This window comes from Amycolatopsis sp. NPDC005232 (genome assembly GCF_040607795.1).
GTDB lineage: Bacteria > Actinomycetota > Actinomycetes > Mycobacteriales > Pseudonocardiaceae > Amycolatopsis.
The window spans coordinates 240,656-263,763 of the sequence record NZ_JBEXHL010000011.1 but is presented as its reverse complement, the minus strand read 5'-3'; the positions used below and the strand labels follow the sequence as shown (position 1 = coordinate 263,763).

21 protein-coding genes are annotated in these 23,108 nt (G+C 71.4%); 10 read left to right on the top strand and 11 right to left on the bottom strand.

Annotation, left to right across the window (positions count from 1 at the left end; translation table 11 throughout):
• Positions 1-81 precede the first annotated feature (81 nt).
• The 4 genes from ABZU76_RS22765 to ABZU76_RS22750 are packed head-to-tail and all read right to left on the bottom strand — an operon-like array spanning position 82 to position 3,123.
• Positions 82-1,098: a helix-turn-helix domain-containing protein gene (locus ABZU76_RS22765; RefSeq protein WP_354872746.1), complete on the bottom strand. Its 1,017-nt coding sequence runs from the start codon at positions 1,096-1,098 to the stop codon at positions 82-84.
• 56 nt (positions 1,099-1,154) lie between these two features.
• Positions 1,155-2,174, bottom strand: a complete 1,020-nt coding sequence (locus tag ABZU76_RS22760; protein WP_354872744.1) for an alpha/beta hydrolase — start codon at positions 2,172-2,174, stop codon at positions 1,155-1,157.
• Between the two features lie 29 nt (positions 2,175-2,203).
• Positions 2,204-2,629 (bottom strand): Ohr family peroxiredoxin, encoded by a 426-nt coding sequence (locus ABZU76_RS22755; protein ID WP_354872741.1) that lies wholly within the window; start codon positions 2,627-2,629, stop codon positions 2,204-2,206.
• Between the two features lie 32 nt (positions 2,630-2,661).
• Positions 2,662-3,123 carry a DUF664 domain-containing protein gene (locus tag ABZU76_RS22750; protein WP_354872739.1) on the bottom strand — a complete coding sequence of 154 codons (462 nt, stop codon included), beginning with the start codon at positions 3,121-3,123 and terminating at the stop codon, positions 2,662-2,664.
• Between the two features lie 298 nt (positions 3,124-3,421).
• Between ABZU76_RS22750 and ABZU76_RS22745 the strand changes: the two genes are divergently transcribed.
• On the top strand, positions 3,422-3,994 hold the full coding sequence (locus tag ABZU76_RS22745; RefSeq protein ID WP_354872737.1) for an ABATE domain-containing protein: 573 nt from the start codon (positions 3,422-3,424) through the stop codon (positions 3,992-3,994).
• 135 nt (positions 3,995-4,129) lie between these two features.
• Complete coding sequence (locus ABZU76_RS22740; RefSeq protein ID WP_354872734.1) at positions 4,130-5,722, top strand: cytochrome c biogenesis protein DipZ; 1,593 nt, start codon at positions 4,130-4,132, stop codon at positions 5,720-5,722.
• 40 nt (positions 5,723-5,762) lie between these two features.
• Here the strand turns inward: ABZU76_RS22740 and ABZU76_RS22735 are convergent, their stop codons facing one another.
• The gene (locus tag ABZU76_RS22735) at positions 5,763-7,277 is read right to left on the bottom strand and encodes a long-chain fatty acid--CoA ligase (RefSeq protein WP_354872732.1); all 1,515 of its coding nucleotides are present in this window, start codon (positions 7,275-7,277) and stop codon (positions 5,763-5,765) included.
• A 152-nt stretch (positions 7,278-7,429) separates the two neighbouring features.
• Between ABZU76_RS22735 and ABZU76_RS22730 the strand changes: the two genes are divergently transcribed.
• Entirely contained in the window at positions 7,430-7,879 is a 450-nt protein-coding gene (locus ABZU76_RS22730) for a MarR family winged helix-turn-helix transcriptional regulator (protein ID WP_354872730.1), read from the top strand.
• Positions 7,876-11,700: an ABC transporter ATP-binding protein gene (locus tag ABZU76_RS22725; RefSeq protein ID WP_354872728.1), complete on the top strand. Its 3,825-nt coding sequence runs from the start codon at positions 7,876-7,878 to the stop codon at positions 11,698-11,700. Before ABZU76_RS22730 ends, ABZU76_RS22725 begins: the two co-directional genes overlap by 4 nt.
• 56 nt (positions 11,701-11,756) lie before the next feature.
• Here ABZU76_RS22725 and ABZU76_RS22720 read toward each other — a convergent pair whose 3' ends face one another.
• Genes ABZU76_RS22720 through ABZU76_RS22705 form a run of 4 tightly spaced genes read right to left on the bottom strand, consistent with a single transcriptional unit; the run spans position 11,757 to position 16,414 of the window.
• The gene (locus tag ABZU76_RS22720) at positions 11,757-13,097 is read right to left on the bottom strand and encodes an MFS transporter (RefSeq protein WP_354872725.1); all 1,341 of its coding nucleotides are present in this window, start codon (positions 13,095-13,097) and stop codon (positions 11,757-11,759) included.
• The gene (locus tag ABZU76_RS22715) at positions 13,075-14,088 is read right to left on the bottom strand and encodes a 2-hydroxyacid dehydrogenase (protein WP_354872722.1); all 1,014 of its coding nucleotides are present in this window, start codon (positions 14,086-14,088) and stop codon (positions 13,075-13,077) included. The genes ABZU76_RS22720 and ABZU76_RS22715 overlap by 23 nt, the downstream gene beginning before the upstream one ends.
• Complete coding sequence (locus ABZU76_RS22710; RefSeq protein WP_354872719.1) at positions 14,085-15,215, bottom strand: maleylacetate reductase; 1,131 nt, start codon at positions 15,213-15,215, stop codon at positions 14,085-14,087. Before ABZU76_RS22710 ends, ABZU76_RS22715 begins: the two co-directional genes overlap by 4 nt.
• Complete coding sequence (locus ABZU76_RS22705; RefSeq protein ID WP_354872717.1) at positions 15,212-16,414, bottom strand: enolase C-terminal domain-like protein; 1,203 nt, start codon at positions 16,412-16,414, stop codon at positions 15,212-15,214. The genes ABZU76_RS22710 and ABZU76_RS22705 overlap by 4 nt, the downstream gene beginning before the upstream one ends.
• 116 nt (positions 16,415-16,530) lie before the next feature.
• Here ABZU76_RS22705 and ABZU76_RS22700 point away from each other — a divergent pair, with 116 nt between their 5' ends.
• The 6 genes from ABZU76_RS22700 to ABZU76_RS22675 all read left to right on the top strand — a co-directional run bounded on the left by ABZU76_RS22700 (position 16,531) and on the right by ABZU76_RS22675 (position 21,215).
• A complete protein-coding gene (locus tag ABZU76_RS22700) occupies positions 16,531-17,421 on the top strand; it encodes a LysR family transcriptional regulator (RefSeq protein WP_220239192.1) in 891 nt (296 codons plus the stop codon).
• Positions 17,422-17,571: 150 nt separating this feature from the next.
• Positions 17,572-18,090, top strand: a complete 519-nt coding sequence (locus ABZU76_RS22695) for a lytic polysaccharide monooxygenase auxiliary activity family 9 protein (RefSeq protein WP_354872713.1) — start codon at positions 17,572-17,574, stop codon at positions 18,088-18,090.
• A 74-nt stretch (positions 18,091-18,164) separates the two neighbouring features.
• On the top strand, positions 18,165-19,337 hold the full coding sequence (locus tag ABZU76_RS22690; protein WP_354872710.1) for a glycoside hydrolase family 64 protein: 1,173 nt from the start codon (positions 18,165-18,167) through the stop codon (positions 19,335-19,337).
• A gap of 88 nt (positions 19,338-19,425) precedes the next feature.
• A complete protein-coding gene (locus tag ABZU76_RS22685) occupies positions 19,426-20,322 on the top strand; it encodes a sulfurtransferase (protein ID WP_354872707.1) in 897 nt (298 codons plus the stop codon).
• Between the two features lie 11 nt (positions 20,323-20,333).
• Complete coding sequence (locus tag ABZU76_RS22680) at positions 20,334-20,630, top strand: antibiotic biosynthesis monooxygenase family protein (protein WP_354872704.1); 297 nt, start codon at positions 20,334-20,336, stop codon at positions 20,628-20,630.
• Positions 20,631-21,215 carry a TetR/AcrR family transcriptional regulator gene (locus ABZU76_RS22675; protein ID WP_354872702.1) on the top strand — a complete coding sequence of 195 codons (585 nt, stop codon included), beginning with the start codon at positions 20,631-20,633 and terminating at the stop codon, positions 21,213-21,215.
• Here the strand turns inward: ABZU76_RS22675 and ABZU76_RS22670 are convergent.
• Complete coding sequence (locus ABZU76_RS22670) at positions 21,205-22,332, bottom strand: enolase C-terminal domain-like protein (protein WP_354872699.1); 1,128 nt, start codon at positions 22,330-22,332, stop codon at positions 21,205-21,207. The genes ABZU76_RS22675 and ABZU76_RS22670 overlap by 11 nt on opposite strands.
• Positions 22,329-23,087, bottom strand: a complete 759-nt coding sequence (locus ABZU76_RS22665; RefSeq protein ID WP_354872696.1) for a creatininase family protein — start codon at positions 23,085-23,087, stop codon at positions 22,329-22,331. The genes ABZU76_RS22670 and ABZU76_RS22665 overlap by 4 nt, the downstream gene beginning before the upstream one ends.
• Between the last annotated feature and the right edge of the window lie 21 nt (positions 23,088-23,108).

Here is a 23,108-nt window from a genome sequence, read left to right as displayed (position 1 = left end):
CCGCTCTTCGACGCTAGCTGGCGGGAAGCGTGGCCGAAGCTCAGATCCCGCCAGATAGAGCCTCACCCGGCGCCGGGTTCGTCACGAAGCGGCCGGAGTGGCGCGAAAGGTGGCCCGGTAGCTGCCCGCCGTGGTGCCGACCTGGCGTTCGAAGTGGCGGCGCAGCGTCTCCGCGGACCCGAACCCCACCATCGCGGCGATCTCCGAGATCCGGTGGTCCGTCGTCTCCAGCAGCACCTTGGCGGCCGCCACGCGCTCGCGGTTGATCCAGTCGAACACCGTCATCCCGGTGGCCCGCCGGAACTTCCGCACCAGGCTCCGCTCGCTCAGGTGCACCTGCGAGGCCAGCCCGGCCAGCGTCAACGGCTCGTGCAGGTGCTCCCGCAGCCACGCCAGGAACGAACCGAGCGCCGGCTCCCCCGCGATCCGGATCGAGTCCTTCACGAACTGCGCCTGCCCACCCGGGCGCCGCGGCGCCGTCACCAGCAGCCGCCCGACGTCGCCGGCATAGGCCTGGCCGAGATCCTCGGCCAGCAGGTGCAACGCGAGGTCCGTCGCCGAGAAGATCCCGCCCGACGTGTGCACCCTGCCGTCGTCCACATACAGGCAGCCCGGCTCCAGCTTGACCTGCGGGAACTCCCGGCAGAACTCCTCGGTGAACAGCCAGTGCGTGGTCGCCCGGCGCCCGTCCAGCAACCCGGCCCGCGCCAGCAGGAACGCGCCCCCGCAGAACGACACCATGCGCGCGCCGGCCTCCGCCGCGCCCCGCAACGCCCGCACCACGGCCCGCGGCCGCTCCGCCAGCGGCTCCTCGACACCCGGCACCATCACCGTGTCGGCCGTCAGCAGCGTCTCCAACGGCGCGAGCTCCCCGAAGTCCACGCCCGAAGACAGCACCTGACGCGGCTCCTCGCCGCACAGCACCACCTCGTACGCGCTGTCGGCATCGCCGGTCAGCTCGGCGATCGCCGCCATCCGCGGGCCGAACACCTGGTGCACCACGGTGACCTCCAGCGCCACGGAATCGGGCACGACGAGCACCGCGATCACGTGCTTGGCGCGGCCGCGCGAGGTGACGGGCGTTTTGGCGGGGTGCATCACTGCTCCTGATCCGGCGGGTGCACAGGAGACCGGGGCCCCGCCGCCGAGCGGGGTCACAGCCGGACCGCTTCGAGCACGGCGTCCACGAACGCTCGCGGCTTCTCCTGGGGCAGGTTGTGCCCAGCCCCGGGCACGCGGTGGTGCACGCGCGGGCCCGTGAAATGTTTCGCCGACGCCGTGCCGTCGGTCGCCGGGAAGCTGCCGTCGACGAGCCCGTCGAGCGTCACCGCCGGCACCGTGATCGGTGGCTGCGCCAGCAGCCGCGCCTCGAGGCCGGCGTAACGAGGATCGCCCGGCGCCGCGCCCTGGCGCACGCGGTAGTTGTGGATGACGACGTCCACGTAGTCCGGATTGTCCATCGCGGCGGCCGCGATGTCGAGGTCGGCACTCGTGAAGCGCCACTGCGGCGAGTTGCGCCGCCACACCACTTCCGCCAGGTCACGCCGCGAACGCGTCAGCGCCGTGCGGCCGCGCTCGGTCAAGAAGAAGTAGAAGTACCAGTGCGCCGATTCGGTGCCGGGCGCGTCCGGGGAGGACGCGAGCACGCCCGGGTCCAGGTTCTGGATCAGGTAGCTGTTCACCGACACCAGCGCGCGGCACCGCCGCGGCCACAGCGCCGCAGCGACGTCGAGGGCGCGCCCGCCCCAGTCGTAGCCGCCGAACACCGCGCTTTCGACGCCGAGCGCGTCGAGGAACGCGATCAGGTCCGCGCCGAGCGCGGCCTGCTGGCCGGAGCGCATCGTCGTGGCGTCGCGGAAGCGGGTGGCGCCGTGACCGCGCAGGTACGGCACGAGCACGCGGTAGCCGCGGCGCGCCAGCGCGGGCGCGACCTCGGCGTAGGCGTGCGGGCTGTACGGCCAGCCGTGGCCGAGCAGCACCACGTCGCCGCGGGCCGGGCCGACCTCGTGGTAGGCGAGGTCGAGCAGGTCGGTGCGTACGTGGCGGACCGGGCCCAGCCCACCCGCCACGGCAGCCGCCGCCGGAGTGGACAGGGCCGCGGCCGAATAGCCCGGGAGCGAGGCGACGACCGCCCCCGCTCCCACGGCCTTCCCGAACGCCCGCCGGGAGATCATGGTGTGCTCCTCGTCAGTCGGGCGCACCGTCAGGCGACGGTCGCGTCGATAGTGACCTCGACGTTGCCCCGGGTCGCCTTCGAGTACGGGCAGATCTGGTGCGCGGCTTGACCCAGCTCTTCGGCCGTCGCCTGGTCCACACCGGACACTTCGAGGTGCAGGGCGGCGCTGAGCCAGAAGTCGGCCGACTCGTTGTGCAGGGTGATGTCGGCGACCACGGCGAGGTCGGCGAGCTGCACCTTCTTCTGCGCGGCAACGATCTTCACCGCACCGAGGAAACACGAGGCCCAGCCGGCGCCGAGCAGCTGCTCCGGGTTGGTCGCGCCGCCCTTGCCGCCGAGCTCCTTCGGGATGGCGAGGGTGACGTCGAGCGAACCGTCGGAGGCGGTGGCGCGCCCGCCGTTGCGGCCCTCGCCGGTGGCGGTGACGACCGCGGTGTAGGTGGTTTCAGTCATGGCAACTGTCCTTTCTCGACAGAACTTCGGGGTCAGGCTGCGGTACGGGCTTGCGCGAGCAGGACGTCGCGCAGGATTTCGAGCTGGCCGTGGTGCTGGACGAGATCGGCGCACAGGTGCAGCAGCGCGCCACCGGCGTCGAGTGGGTCGCCGAAGCCGGCCAGCGCGACGGGCACGGTCGCGTGCGGGTCCGCGCGGGTCACGTCTTTCTTGAGCTGCCGCACGGTCTTGCGCACGCGGTCGAGCAGCGGCGCGACCGGGCCGGCGGCGGTGAACTCGGCGTCGCGGTCGCGGTGGGCGGCGCGGGCGGAGACGACCTCGCCGGCCCAGTAGGCCGTGGCGCCGAGACAGTGGTTGAGCACCGCGTACGGCGTGTTGGCGCCGGGCAGCTCGAGGCGGGTGTTGGCCAGGTCGTCGCCGAGCTGCTCGACGACGGCCGCCATGCCGGTCAGCGCCCGGGTGACGACGTGCAGGTACTGGCCGGTGGTGATCACAGGTACTCCCCCGGCACGAAACCGGGCACCGGGGTGCCGGTGAGCGCGCCCATCATGACGAGCACGTTCCGCAGGACGAGCAGGAGCGAGACAGTCGGATCCATCGAAGGCGAGACCTTTCCGGACGGGGGCCGCCAACCGCGGTTTCCGCGGGGCCCCGGTGGTGATGACGAAACTTTCGCACGCAAATTCATCACCAGTCAAGACGGTTACGCATTTTTGCCGCACATTCCAGTTAAATTGCTTTTACCGGTTAGCGATTGTTGCGTTCTTTTTCGTCACCTGTCAGACTGGTGCAATGGAACACGCCTTCCCCTGCGGGAACCCGGCACTCGACTTCGTCGGGACCCTGCGCGCCCGGCGCAACGCCGAACCCCTGGAGAAGCTCGGTTCACCGCGCAACCTCGACGCGTGGTTCCGCGAGTCGGGCGTCACCGACACCGACCCGGGGAGCCGGCCGCAGGACGTGACCGCCGCGATCGAGCTACGCGAGGCGATCTACGCGCTGGTCGCGGCGCGGCTGACCCACCACGAGCCCGACCTGCGGGCGATGGACGTGGTCAACGAGTTCGCGGCGCATCCCTCGACCGTTCCGCAGCTGGCACCGGAGGGTCGCCTGCTCGAAGCGACTCCCGCGCAAGCGCTGTCGTCGGTCGCCCGCGAGGCCGTGGAGATCCTCGGCGGGCCGGACGCCGACCTGCTCAAGGAGTGCGGCCGGCCCGAGTGCACCCAGGTCTACCTCGACCACTCCCGTGGCTCACGGCGCGAGTGGTGCGCCATGGCGACCTGCGGGAACAAGATGAAGGCCGCCGCCTACCGGGCACGCCAGCGCGGCAACCCGCCCCTGTCCCCGTCGCGACAGGTCGGCTGACCCGCTCCCCGACACGATCAGGCCGGTGAAGGCATTCCGCCTTCACCGGCCTTTTTCGTGTCTCAAGTCATAACCATCTTGAGAGGTTACGAATAGCCGCTACGCTACGAGCAAATTCGTCCCCGGGGAGAAACCATGCTCACTCTTGTGCTCGCCGGCCTGCTCGCGGGCGCGGTCACGAGCATTTCGCCGTGCGTGCTGCCGGTCCTGCCCGTGGTCCTCACGGCCGGGTCGCGCCGGCCCGTGCGCGTGGTCGCCGGGCTCGTGGTGAGCTTCAGCCTCGCGACGCTGTTCGGCTCACTCGTGCTCAGTGCGTTCCACCTGCCGCAGGACCTGCTGCGCGACGCCGGGATCGCGGTCCTCGCCCTGCTCGGGCTGGGCCTGGTCTCGCGGCGCGTCGGCGAGCTGCTGGAACGGCCGTTCGCGCGGCTTCGCGGACGTGCGGCCGACCCGGACGCGGGCGGGTTCGCCGTCGGCCTCGCCCTCGGCCTGGTCTACGTGCCGTGCGCGGGCCCGGTGCTCGCGACCATCGCCGTGCTCGGCGCGACGCACCAGGTCGGGTTCGGCGCGCTGCTCCTCACGGCGGCGTTCGGCGTCGGCGCCGGGATCCCGCTGCTCGCGCTCGCGCTGGCCGGCGACGCGCTGACCCGCCGCGTCCGGTCCCTGCGCGCCCGCGCCCGGGCGATCCGTGTGACCACCGGCGTCGCGCTGCTGGCGGTCGCGGTGGCCACGGCGGTCGACCTCACCGCCGGCCTTCAGCGCGCCGTGCCCGACTACACCGCGGCGCTGCAGAAGTCGTTCGAGGCCGGCACTTCCGCGACCGCGAGCCTGCACGAGCTCGCCGCCGCGCCCGAACCGACGGGCATCACCGCGTGGCTCAACACCCCCGGCGGGCGGCCGCTGACGCTCGCGAGCCGGCACGGGAAGGTCGTGCTCGTCACGTTCTGGACCTACAGCTGCGTGAACTGCCTGCGCGCCCTGCCGCACTACGAAAGCTGGTACCGCACCTACCGAGATTCGGGGCTCGAGGTACTCGGGGTGCACACGCCCGAGTTCGCGTTCGAGCACGAACCCGCCAACGTCGCCGCCCAGGTGAAGGCCCTCGGCGTCGACTACCCCGTGGCGATCGACAACGACTACGCCACCTGGAACGCCTACGGCAACCAGTACTGGCCCGCCTCCTACCTCGTCGACGCCTCCGGCCAGGTCCGCGGCTCCCACTTCGGCGAAGGCGCGTACGCGGACACCGAACAGCAGCTCCGCGGCCTCCTCACCGACGCCGGCGCCGGTCCCTTGCCGCCGCCCACCGACGTCCCCGACCGGACCCCGGTCCAAGCCTCCACGCCGGAGACCTACCTCGGCCCGGCCAACGCGCCCCTCGACATCACCGGCGACCAGCCACCGCCGGGCCGGACCCGCACGCTGCGCTTCCCCGCCGCCGTCGCCTCCGACACCTTCGCCCTGGACGGCACCTGGACCGCTTCAGGCGAGTCCCTCACCGCGGGCCCGGGCGCGCGCCTGCGCCTGAACTTCCGCGCCCGCGCCGTCCACCTCGTCCTCGCCGGGACGGGCACGCTCACCGTCGATCTCGACGGCACCCGCACGACAGTGGCGGCTTCGGGCGTCCCGAAGCTCTACACCCTGGTTTCCGGCCCGGCGGCCCGCCATTCGACGCTGACGCTGTCGCTCACCCCGGGGCTCCAGGCGTACGACTTCACGTTCGACTGAGCCGGCTGAACGAGCCGAACCGTCCGACCACAGTGGACGGTCAGTGCCCCCGCAACGGCAGCTTCGTGATCTTCCCCGTCGGCCCCTTCGGCAGCTCGTCGACGATCCGCACCCGGCGCGGGTACTTGTACGCGGCGATCCGTTCTTTCGCCCACGCCACGATCTCCTCCGGTTCCGCCGACGCACCCGCTTTCAGTGAGACCACGGCGACGATCTCCTCGCCCAGCCGCTCGTCCGGCTCCCCGATCACCGCGGCTTCCCCGATGGCCGGGTGCCGGTAGAGGAGTTCCTCCACCTCACGCGGGTACACGTTGTACCCGCCCCGGATCACGAGGTCCTTCTTGCGGTCCACGACGAACACGAACCCGTCCTCGTCGACGTAACCCAGGTCCCCGGTGTGGAACCACCCACTCCGGAACGCTTCGGCGGTCTCGGCGGGCCGCTTGTAGTAGCCCTTCGTGATGTTGTGCCCGCGCAGCACGATCTCGCCCACGTGGTCCGCACCGGGCGGCAGCGGCCGGTCCTGCGCGTCGACGATGCGCAGCTGCACGCCCCAGATCGGCTTGCCGATGGAGAGCACCTTGCGGTTGGCGGCGCCCGGGTTCACCGTGGTCGTCGACGCGGACTCGGACAGGCCGTAGCCCTCCAGCACGGGGATGCCGTACTTCTCCTCGAACGCCAGCAGCACCTGCTCCGGGATCGCCGCGCCGCCGGAGCTGCCGATGCGCAGGCTGCTCGTGTCGTACGCGGAGCTGTCGGCAATGGCCAGCGCGTGGTACATCGTGGGCACGCCGGCCATGATCGTCACGCGGTCGCGCTCGATGGCCTCCAGCACCGCCTTCGGCTCGAACCGCCGGACGACCGACACCGTGCGCGCGTGACGGGCGGCGGAGTTGAGGATGCTGGACAGGCCGTAGACGTGGAAGAACGGCAGCACCGCGAGCACCACGTCCTCGGGCTCCGTGCCGAACGTCTGGCCGCCGATCGTGCACGTCATGTACAGCGAGAAATGCGACAGCTCGGCGCCTTTCGGGCGCCCAGTGGTGCCGCTCGTGTACAGCAGCACGGCGGTGTCGTCGGCCGCGCCGGGGTACAGGTCGCCGTCGTCCTCGGCGTCGAGCAGCTCGGCGAACCCGACCGCGCCGGCGGGCCACCCGTCCAGCCCGCCCACGACGACCGCGGCCACCTCCGGCACCTCGGCGAGCGCCTTCGCCACCTCGCCGGCCAGCGCCGTGTCGGCGATGAGCAGCCGCGAGTCGGAGTCGGCCAGGTGGTAGGCGATCTCGTCGGCCTTGAGCAGCGGGTTCAGCGGCACCATGGTGAGCCCGGCCTTGAGGATCCCGAAGTACGCGAACACGAACTCGGGCACATTGGCCAGCTGCACGGCGATCTTGTCGCCCGGCGCGAAACGCCGTGCGCGCAACGCCGTCGCGACCCGGCCGGACGCCTCGTCCACCGCGGCATAGGAGTGGATTCCACCCGGAAAACGCAGAAAGTCCTTTTCCGGCTGGGCGAGTGCGGACTCGTGCAAGATCGTGGCCAGGTTGAAGCTCACGCTACCTCCGAACCTCGTTCTGCCCACGGCGCGCGTGAGCAGAGAACTCCGTTGTCGACCCAGTCCGGTCGAGCCCAGGCTACCGAATCTTGTTCGGTCCGCCGAGACCCACTAGTTCGACGATCGAACAAACAGGGGTTACAGTCGGGATCATGCCCTCCCCCGGAGAATCCCGCGAGCAGACCGCGACGAGCGCCGTGCGCGCACTGGCCCGCGTCTCGCGGCTGCTGGAGCGCTCGTCGGGAGAGCTGAACCTCGCCCACTACCGCGTGCTGTCCGCCGTCGCCTCGGGCGACGAGCGCGCCTCCCGTGTGGCCCGGCGGCTCGCGCTCGGCCGTCCGGCGATCAGCGCCGCCGTCGACGCGCTCACGAAACGCGGCCTCCTGGTCCGCGGCGATGTCGACGCCGACCACCGGGCCACGGCGCTTTCCCTGACACCGGAAGGCGAACGGCTGCTCGCCGCCACCGAGGCCGAGATGATCAAGGGGCTCCTCGCGCTGGTCGCCCGCACGCCCGACGGCGACGTGGTGCTCGAGTCGCTTGGCCGGCTCGGTGACGCGATCGACGAGGTCATGGCCGAGCGGTCGGCCGGAAACCGGTGAGCGAACCCGAAGAGAAGTCCCGCTGGTTGCGCCGCCTCGGCGGCTATGTCCTGCGCCACCGCCGCGAGCTGCTGATCGCCTTCGGCGCCGCCGTGCTCGGCAGCGCCTGCCAGACCGTGGTGCCGCTGCTGGAACGCCAGATCGTGGACGGGGTGATCCTCAGCCGCTCGGCGTCGCTGTGGCCGTGGCTGATCGCGCTGCTCGTGCTCGCCGCGGCCGCGTTCGTGTTCGCCTACCAGCGGCGCTACCGCGGCGGCCGGGTCGCGCTGGCCGTGCAGTACGACCTGCGCAACGACATCCAGGCCCACCTGCAGCGCATGGACTTCGCGAACCTCGATCGCATGCCCACGGGCCAGCTCGTGTCGCGCGCGACGTCCGACTCCGCGCTCGTACAGGGCCTGCTGAGCCTGTTGCCCATCATGAGCGGCAACATCCTGCTGGTCCTGCTCTCGCTCGGCGTGATGCTGGTCCTCTCGCCGCTGCTCGCGCTGGTGAGCCTGGTCGTGGTGCCGCTGCTGCTCATGGTGTCCTACCGGATGCGCCGGCGGATCTTCCCCGCCACCTGGGCCGCGCAGCAGCGCGAGGGCGACGTGGTGCAGATCGTCGACGAGGACGTCAACGGCGTGCGCGTGGTCAAGGCGTTCGGTCAGGAGGACCGGGAGCTGGGCCGCCTGGCCGACACCGCCGGCGACCTCTACGGCATGCAGCTTCGGGCCGTGCGGCTGCAGTCGCGGTACCAGCCGCTGCTTCAGGCGATCCCCGCGCTCGGGCAGGTCGCGATTCTCGTGCTCGGCGGCTGGCTCGCGCTGCACCACGGGCTCAGCCTCGGCACGTTCCTCGCCTTCTCCACCTACGTCGGGCAGCTGATGGCCCCCGCCCGTCAGCTCGCGGGTGTGCTCGCGATCAGCCAGCAGGCCCGCGCGGGCGTCGAGCGGATCTTCCAGCTGATCGACCTGGAGCCGGACATCGCCGACGCCCCCGACGCCGTGGAACTGCCGACGGCCAAGGGCGAGATCAGGTTCGAGAACGTCCACTTCGGATACTCGCCCGACGCGCCGGTGCTGCGTGGCTTCGACCTGCACATCGCGGCCGGCGAGCGCGTCGCGCTGATCGGCCCGAGCGGCAGCGGCAAGACCACCGCGACCACGCTCGTGTCCCGTTTCCACGACCCGGAGTCCGGCGCCGTGCTACTCGACGGGCACGACCTGCGCACGGTTCGGCTCGAATCCCTGCGGTCCCAGGTCGGTGTGGTGTTCGAGGAGAGTTTCCTGTTCTCCGACACCATCCGCGCCAACATCGCCTACGGCCGGTCAGACGCCACCGACGAGGAGATCGTCGCCGCCGCCGAGGTCGCCGAGGCCGACGCTTTCATCCGCGCCCTGCCGCAGGGCTACGAAACCGTGGTCGGCGAACGCGGGCTCTCGCTCTCGGGCGGGCAACGCCAGCGAGTGGCGCTGGCCCGCGCGATCCTCACCGACCCGCGGGTTCTCGTGCTCGACGACGCCACCAGCGCCGTCGACGCCAACACCGAGGAGTCGATCAACGCGTCGCTGCGCACGGTGCTGGCCGGGCGCACCACGCTGCTCGTCGCGCACCGCCGCTCGACGCTGCACCTGGCCGACCGCGTGGTGGTGCTCGACGGCGGCGTGGTCGCCGACCAGGGCACCCACGAGGAGCTGGTCGAGCGCAGTGCCCTCTACCGCACGCTGCTCACCGGCCTCGAGGAGGAAGCCGCCGAACGAGTCGGCGACCGCATCGAGGCCCTCACCGTGGCGGGCACCACCGCGTCGGCCTGGCGGGGGGAACGCAACGGGCAGAACGGCAACGGCCGGCGCGTCACGGCCCGCGCCGCCGGAGCCGTGGGCATCGGCGCCGGCCTCGGCGGCTCCGCCGGCGGCAGCGGGTGGCGCGCCGCACTGCCTCCGACCCCGCAGCTGCTCGCCCGCGTCGACCAGTTGAAACCCGTGCGGGACTTCGCGAAGGTCGACCTCGCCACCGAAGCCCGCCAGGAGCGCACGTTCTCCCTGCGCACGCTGCTGCGCGAGTTCCGCCGGCCGCTGCTGTTCGGGCTGCTGCTCGTGGTGATCGACGCCGTCGCGTCGGTGATCGGGCCGGTGTTCGTCAAGAGCGGCATCGACGACGGCGTGCTGCAGGGCGCGCAGGCCGTGCTCTTCGGTGCCGCAGGGCTGTTCCTGCTGATCACGCTGATCGCGTTCCTCGACGAGGTGGCGCAGACGTTCGTGACCGGCCGGACCGCTCAGCGCGTGATGCTGTCGCTGCGGATCCGGATCTGGGCGCAGTTGCAACGCCTTTCGCTCGACTACTACGAGCGCGAGATGGCCGGCCGGATCATGACGCGGATGACCACCGACGTCGACCAGTTCGAGTCGCTCATCCAGAACGGGCTGCTCTCGGCGCTGGTCGCGTTCGTGACGTTCGCCGGGGTCGGCGTGACGCTCGTCGTGGTCAACCCGCTGCTGGGCCTGTGCACGCTGTCGGTGGTGGTGCCGCTGGCCATCGGCACGGTGATCTTCCGCCGGCGCGCCGCGAAGCTCTACGAAGTGGCGCGCGACCGCGTGGCGATCGTGAACGCCGACTTCCAGGAGAGCCTCTCGGGCGTGCGCGAGTCCCAGGCGTTCGCCCACGAGGACGAGACGATCCGCCGGTTCCGCCGGCTCGGGCGCGACTACCTCGATTCGCGCTACTCCGCGCAGCGGCTGGCCGCCACGTACTTCCCGTTCGTGCAGTTCCTCTCGGCGGGCGCCGACGCGATCGTGCTCGGGGTCGGCGCCGGGATGATCTACACCGGCCGCCTGACGCCGGGCGCGCTGATCGCGTTCATCCTCTACATCGATCTGTTCTTCTCCCCCATCCAGCAGCTGTCGCAGGTGTTCGACTCGTGGCTGCAGACGCGCGTGTCGGTGAGCCGCATCTCCGACCTGATGCGGCTGGAGACGCTCACCCCACCCGCCGTCCAGGCGATCGACCCCGGCCGGCTACGCGGCGAAATCACCTTCGACGGGGTGCGCTTCGCGTATCCGTCGGCGCCGGCGCTCGGCACGGGTGAACGCCGTGGTCCCGCCGACCCGCGGCTGGTCGCGGGCTCGCAGGCCGTGGCGAAACCGCCGGAGGCGCTGCGCGAGGTCGACCTGACGATCGCGGCCGGCGAGACCGTGGCGCTGGTCGGCGAGACGGGCGCGGGCAAGTCGACGCTGGTGAAGCTGCTCGCGCGCTTCTACGACCCGGACACCGGCAGCGTCCGCGTCGACGGCCACGACCTGCGCTCGCTCGACCTCGCCGCCTACCGTCGCGCGCTCGGCTACGTGCCCCAGGAGGCGTTCCTGTTCACCGGCACCGTGCGCGACAACATCGCCTACGGCCGCGCCGACGCCACCGACGCCGAGGTGGAGGCGGCCGCGCGGGCCGTCGGGGCGCACGAGTTCGTGGCCACACTGCCCGGCGGCTACCTGCACGAGATCGCCGAACGCGGCCGCTCGCTCTCGGCCGGGCAGCGCCAGCTCCTCGCGCTTGCCCGCGCCCAGCTCGTGGACCCGGCGATCCTGCTGCTCGACGAGGCGACATCGAACCTCGACCTCGCGGCCGAAGCCCATGTCGCCGAGGCGATGCGGACGCTCTCGGCCGGGCGCACGACCATCGTGATCGCCCACCGGCTGCAGACCGCGCAGTCGGCCGACCGCATCGTGGTGCTCGACCGCGGCCGCATCGCCGAGGCCGGCGGCCACGACGAGCTGCTCGCCCGCGGCGGCCGCTACTCCGGGATGTGGGAGGCGTTCGAGCTGCTGTCGGGACAGCGTTCTTAGGACGTGGTGTGGAACCCGTTCCGGACCGGTGGGGGGCAGCCGGCCCGGAACGGGGGTCAGGCGCCCGCGCGCTCGGTCACCGCGGGAAAGGGCTCGACCATCGGTGCCAGGTCGATGCCGCGGGTCTCCGGCAGGGCGAGCACCGCGAGCAGGCCGGCGACGGCGACCACGACCATCGCGACCGCCACGAGGCTCGGGGAACCGGCGCCGAGCGTCACGAGGCCGACGCAGATCACCGGGGCGGGTCCCGACAGCACCGCGCCGGGGATCTCGCGGCCCAGCGCGAAACCGCTGAAGCGGTACTGCGCGGGGAACAGCTCGGCATAGAACGCGGCCTGCGAACCGAACATCGCGAGGCAGCCGCCGAGCGCGAGGGCGAAGGCGAGCACGATCAGGCCCACGTTGCGGGTGTCCAGCAGCCAGAAGAACGGGAACGGCACCAGCGCGCAGAAAGCGCTCACCGCGAGGTACACCGGCTTGCGCCCGGAGCGGTCGGAAACCTTGCCCAGCACGGGGATCACCGCCGCACCGACCGCGCAGCCGACCAGCACCGCCACGAGCGCGCTGCTCTTGGCCACGCCCTTGCCCGCCAGGTAGCTGAGCGAATAGGTCTGCACCACGTAGATGTTGAACGCCAGCACGCCGTTGGCGACCATCACCAGCAGCAGCCGCTTCGGCATCGCCTTGATCATGGTGAGGGCAGGCACCTTGGTGCGGGCCCGGGCTTCCTTCAGCTCGGAGAACACCGGCGACTCGGGCACGCGCAGGCGGATGAGCAGGCCGATGCCGACTACGACGAAGCTCAGCAGGAACGGCACTCGCCAGCCCCAGCTCATCAGCTGGTCGTTCGGCAGCGCCGAGACGCTCGCGCTCACCGCGGCCGCCAGCCCGATCCCGAGGAACACCCCCGAGGCGGGCAGCGAGGCGAAGTAGCCGCGCTTCTTCGCCGGCGCGAACTCCGCGACCATGGTCACGGCGCCCACGTACTCGGCGCCGACGCCCAGCCCCTGCAGCAGCCGGCAGACCACGAGCAGCACCGGCGCGAGCATCCCGATGCCCGCGTAGGTGGGCAACAGCCCGATCACGACAGTCGCGATCCCCATCAGCAGCAGCGTGCAGACGAGGGAGAACCGGCGACCGTACTTGTCCCCCACGTGGCCGAAGATCATCGCGCCGAGCGGCCGGGCGAAGTAGCCCACGCCGAAGGTCGCGAACGCGGCGACGCGTCCGGCGGTGTCGGAGAACTGGGGGAAGAACAGCGTGCCGAAAACGAGCGCCGCGGCCTGGCCGTAGACGGCGATGTCGTACCACTCGATGAGGCTCCCGATCACCGTCCCCGGGATGAGGCGGCGCCGGGACTCGGCCCAGATCTGGTCAGGTGTTCCGGTGGGGGTCATGGCTTGCTCCTCCTTGAGCGGTGCCATTCGGCGGGCGAACGACGTGGCGCAACGGCTCCCCTGCGGCGAGCCGGTTGATGTTTTCCGCGATGACCGCGTAGCGGCGGCGCGGCAGCTGGGTGGTCCAGGCGCTGGAGTGCGGCGTGCACCAGGCGTTCGGCAGGTCCCACAGCGGGTGTGCCGCGGGGGCCACGGCCTCCCCGCCGCTGCCGGGGTAGCGGTACCAGACGTCGAGGATCGCGCCGCCGATCCCGTTGTCCCGCAAGGCTTCGTAGAGCGCGGTCTCCTCGACGATCGGCGCGCGGGAGATGTTCACCAGCACGGCGTGGGCCGGCATCCGCGCCAATGCCGCGGCGTCGATCAGCCCCGTCGTCTCGGCCGTGAGCGGGCAGGCGAGCACGAGGTAGTCGGCCGTTTCCTGCACCTGCGCCAGCCGGGCGGTCGGCAGCACCTTCGCGATGCCGTCACCCCTCGCGAAGTCGTCCACCGCGAGCACCTCGACGCCGAACCCGGCGGCGCGCTCGGCGATGGCCCGCCCGATGCGCCCGTAGCCGACGAGACCGAGCGTCTTGCCGTACAGCTCGCCGTGCGGGACGCGGTGCGCATAGAGCTCCGGCCACGCGTCCGCGCCGAACGACGCCTGCAGTTCTGCCGCCCGGATCTCCCACTCCAGCAGCCGGGCGAGGACGAACTCCGCGATCGGCGCCTCGTGCTCGAACACGTTGGCCACGGCGGTTTCCGGGGTCAGCGCGGCGAAGTCGATCCGGTCGAGGCCCGCGCCAGGCACGTGCAGCAGCCGGAACGGCGGCGCCTGGCCCTCCGGGCGGGAGAAGCGCAACGAGACGACGACGTCGTCCGGCCCGAGTTCGGCGTCGAACCTCGCCGAGTCGGCGGCCGCCCACGGCAATCCGGCCACCTCGTACGGCTGCGCGAGGTGCGCGCGCAGGTCGTCCTCGTGGTCCGCGGCTTCGCCGATCAGCAGGATCCTCATCGCGAACCACCCGGCCGGGTCCCGTCGGCAGCCGCGCGGAGGATGGCGCGCACGGCGTCCGGCGTGACCGGCGCCGGGTTGCCCGCCCGGCCGCCATCGTGGGTGTCGAGCGTGGCCGGAGCACCGTCGGCCGTGGTCGCGATCTCGACGGCGCGGTCCTCGTCGCCGGGGCCGAAGCCGACGTCGGCGAGGCGCACCGGGAGTCCCGAGCCGGTGGCGAGGTCCCACAGGGCGCCGGCGAGGTCGTCGGTGCCGAGCGCGGCCGCGATCCGGCCGAGCGGCCCCGGCGCGTGGCGCACGAGGTGGTCGGTCACGTAGGGCAGCACCACGGCGTGCGCGACACCGTGCTCCACGTCGTAGCTGCCGCCGAGCATGTGCGCGATCGCGTGCTGCATCGCGAAGCCGCCGGTGAGCGCGGCCCCGGAAAGGTAGGCGCCGTAGAGCATTTCGTTGCGCAGCGCGAGATCGCCCGGGTTCGCGAGCAGCGCCGGCAGCGTGGTCGCCACCACCCGGGCGCCCTCGACCGCGGCGGGCGCGATCAGCGGGCTCAGGCTGGGCAGGTAGATCGCGTCGATGCAGTGCGCCAGCGCGTTCATCGCGCTCGACGCGCTGGTCGCCGGCGGCAGCGACAGCGACAGCTCGGCGTCGTAGATCACTGTGGACGGTCGCATCGCGAGGCTTTCGTGCATGCGCTTCACGCCGTCGGCGGTCATCCCGCAGAAGCCCGTCATCTCCGAGCCGGAGTACGTGGTGGGCACGGCGATGATGGGCAGTCCGGAGAGGTACGCGATGCCCTTGCACAGGCCTGTCGCCGCGCCGCCGCCGATCGCGACGAGGCAGTCGGCGCCGCGGCTCTCCGCCTTCTCGGCGCCGCGGCGCGTGAGCTCCACCGGCACCTGGCTCACGGCCTCGGGCAGCAGCCCCGCGCAGCGATCGCCGATCGCGGTCGCGAACCGGTCACCGAGCTCGGTGCGGCCCGGGGTCGTGACGACCAGCGCCCGGCTCGCGCCGAGGCGCTCCACCTCGTCGCGCAGGCCAGCCGAGGTGCCGGGGCCGAAGACCACCCGCGGCGGCGTGGCGTTGTGCACGCCGGCGGGGTGGGCGAACGTCCGCATCGTGGTGGTCACCAGTCCACCACCGTTCCGTCGGCCAGCACGGCCGAGCTGCTGTGCGGCACTTCCGGTTTGAACGGGTGCTTCGCGGCCTCCCGCTCGTCCACCTCGACCCCGAGTCCGGGTGCGTCGGGGACCTGCCAGTGGCTGCCCACCCGGGTCATCGGGGTGCGCACGACGTCGTCGTACCAGCTCACCGCGCCGCTCATCTCCTCTTGGATCACGAAGTTCGGGGTGCTCACGTCGAAGTGCAGGGCCGCGGCCCCGGCGATCGGGCCGTTGGGGTTGTGCGGCGCGACGCCCACGAGCTCGGTGTCGGCGACGGCCGCGATGCGCTTGCCCTCCAGCAGCCCACCGGTGTGGTTGAGGTCGGGCTGCGCGACGTGCACCGCCTTCGCCGCGAACACCGGCAGGAATTCCCCGAGGCCCACCAGCCGTTCCCCGGTCGCGATCGGCACGCGCGAACGCTCGGCGACCTGCCGCAGTGCTTCCGTGTCACCGGGCTGCACGGGTTCTTCGCAGAAGAGCGGCTCGTACGGCGCCAGCACCTCGATGTACTGCAAGGCCGCGGCGACGGACGCGGTGCGGCCGTGGAAATCGACCATGATGTCCACGTCGGGGCCGACGGTGTCGCGCAGCGTCGCCATCAGCTTGTCGACGTGTCGGCGCTCCGCGGCGACGGTGAGGTGGTTGCCGTAGGGGATGAACACGACTTTGAGCGCGTCGTAGCCCTGCTCGACGACCGCCGCGGCCTTCTCGCGCAGCCGGCCGGCGTCGGCCGTGTCGTAGACCGAGCTCATGTCGCCGAGCCCGAGGTGGGTGTACACGCGCACCGAGTCGCGGACCCGGCCGCCGAGCAGCCGCCACACCGGCAGCCCGACGGACTTGCCGAAGATGTCCCACAGCGCGTGCTCGATGCCGCTGATCGCGGTGGCCCCGATGATGCCGAGGCGGTAGTAGCTGTGCTTGGTCAGCACGCGCACGATCTGCTCGATGTCCCGTGGGTCGCGGCCGATCACCAGCGGCGCGAGGTCCTCGATCGCTCCGGTCACGGCCCGGGTCTTCCAGTTGAGGCTCGCCTCGCCCCAGCCGTACAGGCCGTCCTGGTCGGTGCGGACCTTGACCAGGATCCAGTTCCGCAGCTCCGCGTTGACGACGGTCGTCTCCACGGACGTGACGCGGATCGGCGGACCGTCGGACGTCGGCAACAGCATTCGGTGCTCTCCGTTCTTCGAGTGGCGCAGGCCACGGTAAGAGCGCCGAGACGATTGGGTCCAACTCTTTGTCTGGATCTATTGATTTGTTTTAATTATCAGAGTTGGCTGGGCCAATGGACCGGACCGGACTCGAGTGCTTCGTGGCGCTCGCCGAAGAACTGCACTTCAGCCGTGCCGCCGAGCGCTGTCACATCAGCCAGCCGGCGATGAGCCAGCAGATCCTGCGCCTCGAGCGAGCACTCGACGTGCGTCTCGCCCACCGGAACAAGCGCTCGGTCTCGCTCACCCGGGCGGGAGAGGTCTTCCTGGCCGAGGCGCGCAAGGTGCTGCGGCAGATGGACGACGCCGCGGCGCTCACCCTGCGAACCGACCGCGGTGAGGTCGGTCAGCTCACGGTCGGCGTCACCTCGCCCGCGCTCTACGTCGTCTACCCGGAGATCGCCGCATTGTTCCGCGCACGGCTGCCGAACGTCGGCCTCGTGGTCCGCGAGCTGACCACCGCGGAGCAGGAGCACGCGTTGCGCCGCGGCGACCTCGACGTCGGCGTGGTGCACCCGCCACTGGACGACGCCGGCCTCGCGGTCGAAGAGATCGGCCGGGCACCGTTCCAGCTCGCGCTCCCGGAAGGCCACCCGCTGACGGCGCACGAGTCACTCGAGCTGGGCGACCTCGAAGGCGAGCAGGTGGTGATCTTCCCGCGTCAGATCGCGCCGCAGCTCTACGACACCGTGCTGCTGCTGTGCCGCGAAGCGGGCTTCAGCCTGAAGATCGCGATGGAAGCCCACCCCGCGCAGTCGATCATCGCGCTGGTCGCGGCCGGCCTCGGTCTCGGGTTCATCGCCTCGGAGACGCAGCGCCTCACCCGCGCCGGCGTGGTCTACCGGCCGATTCGGGGCCCACGGCCACAGCTGGGCATCGGGGTCGCGTACCACGCCGACGGGATCGCCCCGGCGGTGCGCACGTTCGTCCACGCGGCGCGGGAAGCCGGCGCTTCGATGCACTGAACCATGACGATCAGTTGCCCGATAACCAACTTCCGTATGCACTTCGCCAGTTGTTGACCGAGTCCGGTTCCTGTGGTTATGGTCTAGACCACGAATCGATCCTTCGCTCGCCGTTCCCTCGGGTCGCGAGCAGTCCCCGAAGGAGCTCGGATGAAAGCGAACCGGAAGATCATCGCCGGCCTCACCGGCGCCGCCCTCGCACCCGTGCTCGTGCTCGTCGGACCCACCGGCATCGCGAGCGCCCACGGCTACGTCAACTCCCCCGCCAGCCGGCAGGCGCAGTGCGCGCAGGGGATCGTGGACTGCGGGGCGATCAAGTACGAACCGCAGAGCGTCGAAGGGCCCAAGGGCCTGCACGGCTGCAACGGCGGCAAGGAAGAGTACGCCGAGCTGAACGACAACTCCAAGCCCTGGCAGGCCGCGTCCGTCGGCTCCACGGTCACGTTCACGTGGACCTTCACCGCGCGCCACAGCACCGCGAGCTACGAGTACTTCATCGGCGACGAGCAGATCGCGAGCTTCGACGGCCACAACCAGCAGCCGCCGGAAACCGTGACACACCAGGTGGACCTGGGCGGCCACACCGGCCGCCAGACCGTGCTCGCCGTGTGGAACATCGCGGACACGGCCAACGCGTTCTACTCCTGCATCGACCTCCAGGTCGGCTGACCCGGCCGGTGAGGCCTGCGGCGGCGGGCCCCACCGGCCCACCGAACACTCCCCGTCCCCAGGAGGCGTTTTCCTTGATTTCCCGACGAGCTTTCCTCGGCGCGTCCGCCGCGGCGGCCACCTTTCCGTTGTGGGGCAAGGGCATCGCCTCCGCGGCGACGCCCGACACGGTGAAGGTCGCGTTCGACGACCGCTCCGGCGCCGGCGAAACCTACGCCTACATCACGGGTATCGCACCAGGCAACAAGGTCGTGATCCTCAAGGCCGACGGCACGCCGTACTACCCGCCCTCCCCAGCAGCGGACCAGACACCGCTCACCGAGGACTGCGCCATCCCGGTGAAATCGCTGCCGCAGGTGAGCGTGCCGAAGATGGCGGGTGCGCGGATCTACGTGGTGACCGACGCGAAGCTCGACTTCTTCGTCAACTCCGGCCCCGCGCTGGTGCACCCGAGCTTCGTCAACACCGCGGACCCGAACCACGGCCGCGACTGGTCGTTCTGCGAGTTCACCTTCAACGACGCGGTGCTGTTCGCCAACATCAGCTACGTCGACTTCGTCGCGATCCCCCTTGGCCTGCACCTGCGGACCACCGGCTCGGGCGACCAGACCGTGCCCGGCCTGCCCGCCCGCTCGCTCGACCCGATCTGCGACGCGCTCAAGGCCCAGGGCGGCGCGTGGGCCGAACTCGTGGACGCCGGCTCCGACGGCCGTCCGTTGCGCGCGTTGTCCGCGCAGCACCGCGCCGACCGCTTCACCGGTTACCTCGACGGGTACATCGACTCGGCCTGGCAGAAGTACGCGGGCGCCGACCTCACCGTCGACTCTCAGATCCCGGGCCTGGGCAAGTTCACCGGTCGCGTCGGCAGCGACGGCATGCTCGCCTTCACCAACGGCGAACTGTTCGCCAAACCAGTCACCGCGGACGTGTGGAGCTGCGACAGCGGCCCGTTCGCGCTGAAGGACGGTGACAGCGACGCACGCAAGGCCATCGTTCCGCGGCTGGCGGCCGCACTGAACCGCACGACGCTGCTCGACAACCCGAACCAGCCGGACGGCGAAGACCCCGCAAAGTTCTACACCGCCACCGAAACCAACCACTACGCCCGCATCGTCCACAGCCGCCTGCCGGACAACCGCGGCTACGCCTTCCCCTACGACGACGTCTCCCCCGGCCCGGACTTCAGCGGCGCCGTACAGGCGGGTGACCCGGACACGCTGACCATCACGATCAACGCGCTGCGCTGACCTGCCGGGAATGACACTGTCCAGAACTGTACTGTATGGTACAGACTGAAGGCGGGCACCGACCCGCCGAAGGGACGGGCCCGAGCCGATGCCACGCACCGATTTCCTGGTCACCACCGAGTGGCTGGCCGCACACCTGCACGATCCGGACGTCCGGGTCGTCGACATCCGCGGCTCCGTGCCGCCGCTGCCCGGCCAGGGCGCGGGGACCTCTTCACCGCGGCCGGCCGGCCTCGGCTACGAGAGCTCGGCCGACGAGTACGCGGCCGGTCACGTGCCCGGCGCGGTGTTCCTCGACTGGACGCGCGACATCGTCGACCCGGACGACGCCGTGCCCGTGCAGGTGGCCACCGAGCGGCAGTTCGCCGACGCGATGGCGCGGGCCGGGATCGGTGACGAGCACCTCGTGGTGGCCTACGACACGCACCCGGCGTCGACGTTCGCCACGCGGCTGTGGTGGGCGCTGCACTACTACGGCCACCACCGCGTGGTCGTGCTCGACGGCGGCTTCACGCGGTGGCAGCGGGAAAACCGGTCCGTCGACACGGCCGTGCCGCAGCACCCCCGCGCGGTGTTCACCCCGCGCACCCGCCCGGAACTGCGGGCCACGGCCGAGGACGTGCTGGCCGCTTTGGACAAACCGGAGATCCAGCTCGTCGACGCCCGTGATCCCGGCCAGTACACCGGCGAGATCGCGCGTCCCGGCAACCGGCCGGGGCACATCCCCGGTGCCGTGAACGTGCCGCGCGAAGACCTCGTGGACCTCGCCACCGGCACCTGGCGCTCCGCGGCCGAGCTGAAAGACCTCTTCACCGCGGCCGAGCTCGACCCCGGCCGGCCGATCGTGGCCTACTGCAACGGCGGCGTCGCGGCCTCGACCGTCCTCTTCGGACTCGCCATCGCCGGTTATCCCCTCGGGACCAACTACGACGGCTCGTGGAACGAGTGGAGCGCCCGCACCGACCTGCCCGTCGAAATCGCCTGAGGGAGGCAGTCATGGTCACGGAAGTCGCCACCCTCACCGCGCTGCCCGGCGGTGAAGACGAGCTGGGCCGGGCCATCGCTTCGGGTGTGCCCTACCTGCGTGCGCACCCGGACTGCCTGTCGGCGACGGTCAGCCGCTGCGTGGAAGAACCCGGCCGCTTCACCGTGGCGGTGGACTGGACGTCGGTCGAGGCGCACGAGCGGGGTTTCCGCGCCGGCCCGCTGTTCAAGCAGTGGATCGGCTCGATCGCAGGCAAGTTCGACCCCGCGACGCTCGACACCCGACACTACGAGACCTATCCCGCGTAGATGCGCCCCGAACCGACCACGAGCCGCGGCCGCCGCACGCGCGAGAAGATCGTGACCACGGCCGCGCGGCTGATGCACGAGCGCGGCATCGGCGGCACGCCGCTGGAAGAGGTGCTCGCCGAGAGCGGCACCGGCAAATCCCAGCTGTACCACTACTTCGGCGGCAAGCAGGACCTCGCCGTCGCCGTGCTGGAGTACCAGCTGGAGCGCGTGCTGGCCGCGCAGCCGTCGCTGCACGACGAGGAGTGCACCGATCTGCGCCGCTGGCGCGACGAGGTGCTCGCCGCGGCCGACGAGAGCGGCTACGGCAACTGCCCGCTCGGCGCCTTCGTCGGCCAGGTCGACGACGACGCCGAGCTGCGCACCACCCTCGCGCGCCTCTTCGACCGCTGGCAGGACGCCATCACCACGCTCGTCCGCCGCGCCCAAGCGGCGGGCGAGATCCCCGCGGACGTCTCCGCGGAGCACCTCGCCCTGACGCTGCTCACCGCCCAGCAGGGCGGCACCGCGCTGTCCCACCTGCACGGCTCGCCCGAAGCGCTGGTGCGCTCCCTCGACGACGTGCTCGCGCGCGTCAGCCCGTGAGGTCGCCTTCGGCGGCGTTCTTCGCGGCGTAGAAGGCCAGCTTGTCCTCGTCGACCTCCACACCCAGGCCGGGGCCGGTCGGCACGCGCAGACGGCCGGCCTCCAGGCGCAGCGGCTCGACGATGTCGTCCACGTGCAGGTAGTACATGCTGTCGATCGCGCGCGAGAGCACAGGCGTGCTGGCGACCACGGCGAGGTGCGCGGCCGTCGCGATGCCCAGCTCGCCGCCGCTGTGCAGGTTCATGCCGAGGCCGAACGTCTCGCAGTGCGCGGCGAGCGCCTTCGTCGCCGCGATGCCGCCCCACTTGTAGACGTCGCCGTGGATCACGTCAACCGCGCCGAGGCGCATCGCCGGGGCGAACTCCTCGAACCGCACCACACACATGTTGGTGCACAAGGGGATCCGCACCTTCGCGCGGACCTGGCTCATGCCCTCGATGCCCACGCACGGGTCCTCGAGGTACTCCAGGTCGAGCTCCTCCATCGCCAGCCCCGCGCGGATCGAGTCAGGCACGGACCACGCGGCGTTCGGGTCCACGCGCAGCTCGACGTCCGGCAGCGCCCGCCGCAGCTCCCGCATGATCTTGACGTCCCCGAAGACATCCGTGGTGCCCTTGAGCTTCACGGCCGTGAAGCCACCCTCGGCCACGACCTTCGCCGCGTGCTCGGCGATCCCCTGCGCCAGCTCACTGCCCTGCGCGCCGGGCGCGTCGGCGCGGGTCACCAGCGCGGTGATCGGCACCTCCTCGCGCACCGGGCCACCGAGCAGGTCGGTCACGCGCTGGCCGGTGGCCTTGCCCATCACGTCCCAGCACGCGACGTCCAGCGCCGCCAGCGCCGCGTAGCCCAGGTAGCCGTGGAAGAAGGGCACCATGTGGTGCCGCTGGTGGAACGCCTCCAGCGCGAACGGGCTCTTGCCCACCAGCTCCGCGCCGAGCTGGCGCGTGAGCTCCGCGACCGGGCGACCCCACATCGTCTCGCCCCAGCCCTCCACACCGGTATCGGTGCGCAGGCGCACGACCGTGCGGGTCTCCCCCGTCTTGGTCTCGAACGAGCTGGTGAACGGGTTGGTCAACGGCAGGTTCACGACCTGCACGTCGACGTCGGTGATCTTCATGCCTCCCCTTCGGTGTGTACGTGTTCTCCGGTGGCCGCGGTGGCGTTGTCGAACGCGCGGATCGCGGCCGCCAAGGCCGCCACCCGCCGGTCGAGCAGGTCGGCACCGCGGTCGGCGGTCGCCGCCGTGGCGTCGTCGGTGGAGCCGCCGACGCGGGCCCACTCGCCGTGGCGCTCCACCGTCAGCCCGGGGTAGGGCGGCCGGTCGAACAACGGCGGCGGGGTCACGTCGGGCCGCGGCGCGGGTTCGCGCACCAGGTCCGGCTTCGCGGCAAGCATCAGCGACGTCTCGAACAGCCCGGCGTGACCCGGCGAAGCGGCTTCGCCGAGCGACCAGTACGAGCACGCGGCGAGCGCGACGTCGGCCTGCAGCGCGTACTGCTTCACCGCCAGGCGCATGATCTCGTCGTTGCCGCCGTGGCCGTTGACCACGAACACGCGCCGGAAGCCGCTGCGCACGAGCGAATCGAGCACGTCGGCGAGCACGGCCTGCAGCGTGGCGGCCGAGAGCGACACGGCCGCGGCGAACAGGTGGTGCGGGCTGTGGCCGAACGGCAGCGCGGGCAGCCGCACGACCTCCGGATCTCCGCCGAGGCGGGTGAGCGCGCCGTCGACCACGGCCTCGGCGAGCATCGTGTCGGTGCCCATCGGCAGGTGGCCCGCGTGCTGCTCCTGCGAGCCGATCGGCAGCACCGCGATGGCCGACGGCGCGGCCGCGCGCACCTCCCGCCAGGTCATCCGCGTCAGTTCGGGCATGTGGGCTCCCCTCGTCGGGCC